The organism is Sodalis sp. (in: enterobacteria) (genome assembly GCF_051710625.1).
Taxonomy (GTDB): domain Bacteria; phylum Pseudomonadota; class Gammaproteobacteria; order Enterobacterales; family Enterobacteriaceae; genus JBPESN01.
The window spans coordinates 1-5,209 of the sequence record NZ_JBPESN010000107.1; the positions used below are offsets into that span (position 1 = coordinate 1).

Sequence of the window (5,209 nt, forward strand, 5' to 3'; positions counted from 1 at the left end):
ACTGGCAGAGTAAATACCATGACCAGCCTGCCATGCTGGCGGCCCTGCCGACCTACGACAAGGTCAATCGCATGGTCAAGCGGGTTGCGCCCAATCGAAGGGTCAAGGGCCGGGTCACCGGCTCGGCCCTCAAGGTGTATCAGGTGTACCAGCAGCGGGATTGAGCGCAGATGCCGGTAAATGGCTGCTGGATAGCCGACGGCAAGTCGCTGAACATGAAAGTGGCGCATCCGATACACGGGCGGCTTTTTACCCCGGAGTCGACTTTGGTGCTCGACGGGCGTAGCCGCTATCTGGTGGGCTGGAGCCTGTCACTGGCAGAAAACGCCATCGCGGTAGCGGATGCGTGGCGTTATGCCATCTAGCACCACGGCAAGCCGCTGTTTGCCTACTTCGATAACGCGGCGGCGAGACCAACAAGATGCTGGATGCGGATATCACCGGGATTTTTCCCCGGCTGGGTATTGAGCATATTACCAGTATCCCTGGTAACCCGCCGGCGCGGGGCATTATCGAGCAGCTGAACGGCGTGCTGCCACGCAGGCGGGCCCTGCGCTTTCAGACCTATAACGGGCTAAGCGCTGACCCCAACGGGGCGCGGGTGCAGGGGCAAAAACTGCTGAGTCTGTCGAATGCCTTACGTCAGGGGAAGGAGCTGAACGCCACGCAGCAAAAGACGCCGGCGATATTGCCCAGCTGGCGGCAGCTGATAGACGCTATCGAGGAGGAGGTGCAGCGCTATAACCCACAGCCACGAGCACGGCGCGCTACCGAAGGGTCAACGGTAAATCGATGACGCCGGCCGCTTACCGCAAGGCCCTGCTGGCTGAGAAAGAGGACAACATTGAATACCTGACGCCAGGCGAGTTGCGCGAGATGTTTATGCCGGAAGAAAAACGCGTGGCCCAGCGCGGTTGGGTTGAATTGCTGAATAACCCGTATTTTGCCAGGGAGCTGATTGAGGTAGACTGCCAGACGGTACGGGTGGCTTACGATATCCATAATCCTAATGAAGTGATTATTCGCCAGATGGGCGGGGCCTATCTCTGTACCGCGCTGTGGAATGGCAATACTGCCTCGCCGGTGCCGGTCTCCAGCGTGGGAAAAGCGCTGGAAGCGTGCGCCAAGCGTTGCATTAAACTCGCCGAAAGCAAAATGCAGGATGCATAAAGACGAATTATGCCCGGTGATTGATGCACCCAGGGAGAGCGATTACAGCCTGCTGATACCCCAGGTATCGGCACCCGAAAAAGACAAGGTGTATTTATTTGAATCCGAATATGAGCACGATATCAAGCAGGTCGGTAATAACCGGTAAGGATATATTGTATGACAACGCGAGAACGTATTTTCCAGCTGATGGCGCGGTCATGCTACACCCAGCGCAAGGTGGCCGATAAAACCGGATTAAGCGGCGCGACCATTTCATAATATTTAAAGGGGGTTTACAACGGCAATATTGATAACGTCGAGGGCACACTGCGAGATTTTCTTGACCGTGAGACAGAGCGCGCCCCCCGCGGGACATCAAGGTGAATTTTGTGCCGACCCATCTGGCCAGGGTGGGGCTCGACCTGACTAGTGCCACGCACGACTTCAGCGATATCGGTGTGATATACGGCCCGGCCGGCATGGGGAAAAGCATGGTGCTGAAGGAGTATGTGCACGCCAACAGCGCCAACAAAGGCGTCATCCTGATTGAAGCCGACCCCGGCTATACCGCCAAGGTGTTATTGCAGGCGCTGTGCGCCCGGCTGGGTCTGCGGAAAACCGGTAATATCCATGATCTGCTCGAGGAGTGCGTACAGGGGGGGCTGCGCGATAAGCACTAACTGGTCCTGGTTGATGAGGCTGAGCTGCTGCCCCACAGGGCGCTTGAGGTCTTGCGACGCATTCACGACCGTTCCGGGGTGGCCATTGTCCTGGCGGGCATGCCGCGTCTGCTGCTCAATCTGAAAGGCTCACGCGGGGAATACGCCCAGCTCTATAGCCGGGTGGGCATGGCGTTAGACCTGGCGTCTCGCAGAAAAGAGAGCGAAACCGAGGATTTCAGCGCCATTCTCGGCAGTCTGTTATCGAACGGTGAAGCATCGGGCGAGCCGCTGGCGCCCGAGATTGCCGCCGCCTTTCGCAAGCATTCACAGGGCAATTATCGCCGCCTGTTTAAACTGGCGCGTGGGGTGACCCGGACAAGCGCTATCGGCAATCAGGGGATGTCCGTGACGTTAATCGACCGCTATGCAGAAATGCTGATTCATTGAAGGAGAAAAGTATGTCAGTCCATCATGGAGAGGTATCGACCAACAATCATCTTATCGCTGCGATGACGCGGGCAGAAGTTGTTATACAGTATTTAACGATAAAAGTCGTGAGTGTAAAAGGCGTGATATTGCATGACTGTAAGCCGGTTATTTGTATTAAACATTATACGCTCTGTGAGCAATTATTAAAAAAGGGTCAGGCGGATTATATCACCGTTAGCAAAAACGCACGGGGTGGTTTTAAGCAAGTGGTATTCATGAAAAATAGATACAAGGTTATTTGGTCAGCATCATTATATTGAGGTCAGCATAACAATTGAAATGAACATTATTGTTTAGCAAACCCACATCGGCATTGATGTAAATATCAATACCAGCGGTACGGGCAGTGAAGTTGAAAAGAAGGAAGCCCAGTTTATTCACGATGCACTTGCCACCGTATTATCGTGCCAGGCTGATTTCGAGGCCATCAATAAAGGCTCTATTGCCAATACATTTAACAGGAGAGGTCATCATCTCCACTAACTTACATGACAATACGGTGCCCGCCGGTTACTGGCAGGATGCCAAGGGCGCATTGATACCCGACGCCATGGTAAAGCCCATTGATAAGGAGCGCGACGCGCTGGTCAAAGCTATTTTGGCACGGGCCCGGCCGTTGCATGAGGCATTGAGAGATTTTAAACACCGCGCATTTGTCGATATCCAGGCATTGATTGACCTGTCGGTTGAGCAATACGGGTGAAGCGTGGCGGCAGAAAAGGCAATGTGACGCTGTATTCCTTTGATGGCCGCTACAAGGTCATTCGCGCGCTGCAAGACGCATTACCTTTGATGAGCGTATCCAGGCCGCCAAGGCGTTAATTGATGATTGCATGGCGGAATGGACGCAGCCTGCGCGACCGGCGCTGCTGGCCATTATTGACCAAGCGTTTTCCACCGATAAGAACGGTGATATTAATCCGGCCCGTATTCTGCAGTTGCGTTGCCATGATATTACCGACCCGCGCTGGTTGCGGGCGATGGATGCGCTGGCGGAAGCGGTGCAGGTGGTCAGCAGCAAGAGCTATATCCGCCTTTATGAGCGCATCGACAAGACCGGGCAATATCGGCCGCTGTCGCTGGATATCGCCGGGGTATGAATCATGAAGGCAGAACAGCTTAATTAATGCTATCCGGTCGGCGCGTACTTTATTTATCAATTTAACCGGATTTTAAAAGAAGGTACATTAATAAGAACACTGGACAGGGCAACAGATTTAATCACCTGCACGGAGGTTGAAATTAATGTAGCGTTTTATTTTGCGAACATTCTGTGGCTGACACCGAAATGCTGAATAAATGATGTATTAATACTCTGTTTTAGAATGGCGTCAATCCGCCGGTGCTGGCTTGCGCCAAATAAACGTCATGCCTGTTTTTCTCAACCCACCCGGGAGGATATAAATATGTTATATTGCGTGATTAAATGTGAATATGGGGATAGCGGCAATCGCTGTCTTTATTATCTTAATAACCGCAGTCTGGTGCAGGAGTCATGCTTCGTCCCAGTGCCCTTCAGCCTGCGTTTTTATGATGCCCGGCAACGCATGATTTATTCAGACGTTATTCGCCAGCAAATGAAACAGGCGGTAATGCGCTATAAAAAACAGCATTGAGGACAAGTGATGAACAGACCCATGAATAATGTGATGCGCGATAGCGAAACGCTGGGTAAAAAAGCCGGTTGCCCGATATTGTCGGTGGTGGTGATGATGTTTGAACCAGGCAACGGGGCGGGTTGGGATCGACGTTTTATGCGCGTATCGATTATCAGGCCGCATTCAAATACGGTGAGCCAGAGGACGAGACCCTGCAATGGTGGCAAAAACAGAGTGATAAGGCACGTCACGAGGCTTTTGGCGGTAAAGCGCGCCCCGACGTTGTGGCGCGCGCCTTGCGGACTTTTGTCGCCACCTACTGCGCTAAACCTCGCGGCCCTGGGGTAACGGCGCGGTATTCAATATTCCCCTGCTGGAGAGCTGGTTTGACCGCGTTGACCCGCAAAAAGACGACCAGGGCAATGACCGTTACCCCTGGTCATTCTGGGATGTCGCCGACCTGCGCACACTGGTGCGGCTGTCGAGGATAGATGTGCGTACCATCCCGTTTGATGGTGAAAAGCATTAGGCACTGACGGATGCCCTGCACCAGGTCAAGATAGCGCAGACCGCCTGGCAACGATTATTTCCTGATGAGAGTCAGTCTTATGCGTCAGTAACCGAATACCCGCTTGCCGAGTGCAAGCGCGCCTTGCCCGCACTGGGGTTATTGCCCCCAGTGTCTTTCTTCGATGAGAGGGAGATACCTTCGCCGGGACGACACTCTCATGCGGTGACCCTTCGGAGTGATACTCATGAAAAATCTGATTAAAGTGGTGCATACGGGTAAAAATAAACTCGACTAGGATGAGGAGACCTACCGGGACGTTCTGCTGCGCGAGACCGCTAAAAATAGCGCCAGAGACTGCACTGCCGCCGAGCTGGCGCGCGTGTTACGCTGTATGCGCAGCCAGGGCTTTAACCACGTTACCCAAACAGGGCCGCAAGCCCCGTGTGGCAGCGGGACGTCAGGGGATGCTCTCAGCAAGATTGAGGCACTGCTCGTCAGCGCCGGGCGGCCCTGGGGCTACCTCAATGGCATGGTTGCGCGCATGCTGGGCGAAAAAAGGCCCATAGAATGGCTTGATGATGCGCAGGTGCACCAGCTGATGCAGATGCTGGTTATGGACGCCAAACGGCACGGGAGGTCGTGATGCAACCGTCGCTGCAGCCCGATAACGCCGAGGTGCAGGCGCTGTTGCCGGAGTCAGTGCAGCAGATTGCCGGCCTGATAGGCTTTCCGGCCACCGAGGCGCTTATTCGTCATTTCGGTGGAGTGCCGTTTCGCATCGGCAAGGGATTGCGCGG

The 5,209-nt window shown here is 54.1% G+C and carries 8 protein-coding genes and 4 pseudogenes; 11 read left to right on the forward strand and 1 reads right to left on the reverse strand.

The genetic code is table 11. The features are described from left to right. The first annotated feature begins 170 nt into the window (after positions 1 to 170). From ACTBDU_RS15885 to ACTBDU_RS15910, 6 genes are all read left to right on the forward strand, one after another. Positions 171 to 365: a hypothetical protein gene (locus ACTBDU_RS15885; protein WP_438807149.1), complete on the forward strand. Its 195-nt coding sequence runs from the start codon at positions 171 to 173 to the stop codon at positions 363 to 365. A 56-nt stretch (positions 366 to 421) separates the two neighbouring features. Next, positions 422 to 796, forward strand: a complete 375-nt coding sequence (locus tag ACTBDU_RS15890; RefSeq protein ID WP_438807150.1) for a hypothetical protein — start codon at positions 422 to 424, stop codon at positions 794 to 796. Further along, positions 793 to 1,170: a Mu transposase C-terminal domain-containing protein gene (locus ACTBDU_RS15895; protein ID WP_438807151.1), complete on the forward strand. Its 378-nt coding sequence runs from the start codon at positions 793 to 795 to the stop codon at positions 1,168 to 1,170. Before ACTBDU_RS15890 ends, ACTBDU_RS15895 begins: the two co-directional genes overlap by 4 nt. Continuing rightward, a complete protein-coding gene (locus ACTBDU_RS15900; protein WP_438807152.1) occupies positions 1,163 to 1,318 on the forward strand; it encodes a hypothetical protein in 156 nt (51 codons plus the stop codon). Before ACTBDU_RS15895 ends, ACTBDU_RS15900 begins: the two co-directional genes overlap by 8 nt. Before the next feature lie 214 nt (positions 1,319 to 1,532). Beyond that, positions 1,533 to 1,832 (forward strand): AAA family ATPase, encoded by a 300-nt coding sequence (locus ACTBDU_RS15905; RefSeq protein WP_438807153.1) that lies wholly within the window; start codon positions 1,533 to 1,535, stop codon positions 1,830 to 1,832. 51 nt (positions 1,833 to 1,883) lie between these two features. Beyond that, positions 1,884 to 2,261, forward strand: a complete 378-nt coding sequence (locus ACTBDU_RS15910; protein WP_438807154.1) for a hypothetical protein — start codon at positions 1,884 to 1,886, stop codon at positions 2,259 to 2,261. A gap of 276 nt (positions 2,262 to 2,537) precedes the next feature. On the opposite strand, the gene ACTBDU_RS15915 is transcribed toward ACTBDU_RS15910, so the two are convergent. Then, positions 2,538 to 2,684 carry a hypothetical protein gene (locus ACTBDU_RS15915; RefSeq protein ID WP_438807155.1) on the reverse strand — a complete coding sequence of 49 codons (147 nt, stop codon included), beginning with the start codon at positions 2,682 to 2,684 and terminating at the stop codon, positions 2,538 to 2,540. A 169-nt stretch (positions 2,685 to 2,853) separates the two neighbouring features. On the opposite strand from ACTBDU_RS15915, the pseudogene ACTBDU_RS15920 reads away from it, so the two are divergent. The 5 genes and pseudogenes from ACTBDU_RS15920 to ACTBDU_RS15940 form a co-directional block, all read left to right on the forward strand. Continuing rightward, positions 2,854 to 3,403, forward strand: a pseudogene (locus ACTBDU_RS15920) (DUF3164 family protein). A gap of 318 nt (positions 3,404 to 3,721) precedes the next feature. After that, on the forward strand, positions 3,722 to 3,919 hold the full coding sequence (locus tag ACTBDU_RS15925) for a hypothetical protein (RefSeq protein ID WP_438807156.1): 198 nt from the start codon (positions 3,722 to 3,724) through the stop codon (positions 3,917 to 3,919). Between the two features lie 122 nt (positions 3,920 to 4,041). Further along, positions 4,042 to 4,218: pseudogene (locus tag ACTBDU_RS15930) on the forward strand (3'-5' exoribonuclease domain-containing protein); the annotation flags it as partial. A 29-nt stretch (positions 4,219 to 4,247) separates the two neighbouring features. Next, a pseudogene (locus ACTBDU_RS15935) lies at positions 4,248 to 4,430 on the forward strand (3'-5' exoribonuclease domain-containing protein); the annotation flags it as partial. A 289-nt stretch (positions 4,431 to 4,719) separates the two neighbouring features. After that, positions 4,720 to 5,055 (forward strand): annotated as a pseudogene (locus ACTBDU_RS15940) (phage protein GemA/Gp16 family protein); the annotation flags it as partial. Positions 5,056 to 5,209: the final 154 nt, after the last annotated feature.

Bases quoted from the DNA above. Each gene is read 5' to 3' on its own strand.
- ACTBDU_RS15885 (WP_438807149.1), top strand. From the start codon at position 171: ATGCCGGTAAATGGCTGCTGGATAGCCGACGGCAAGTCGCTGAACATG.
- ACTBDU_RS15890 (WP_438807150.1), top strand. From the start codon at position 422: ATGCTGGATGCGGATATCACCGGGATTTTTCCCCGGCTGGGTATTGAG.
- ACTBDU_RS15895 (WP_438807151.1), top strand. From the start codon at position 793: ATGACGCCGGCCGCTTACCGCAAGGCCCTGCTGGCTGAGAAAGAGGAC.
- ACTBDU_RS15900 (WP_438807152.1), top strand. From the start codon at position 1,163: ATGCATAAAGACGAATTATGCCCGGTGATTGATGCACCCAGGGAGAGC.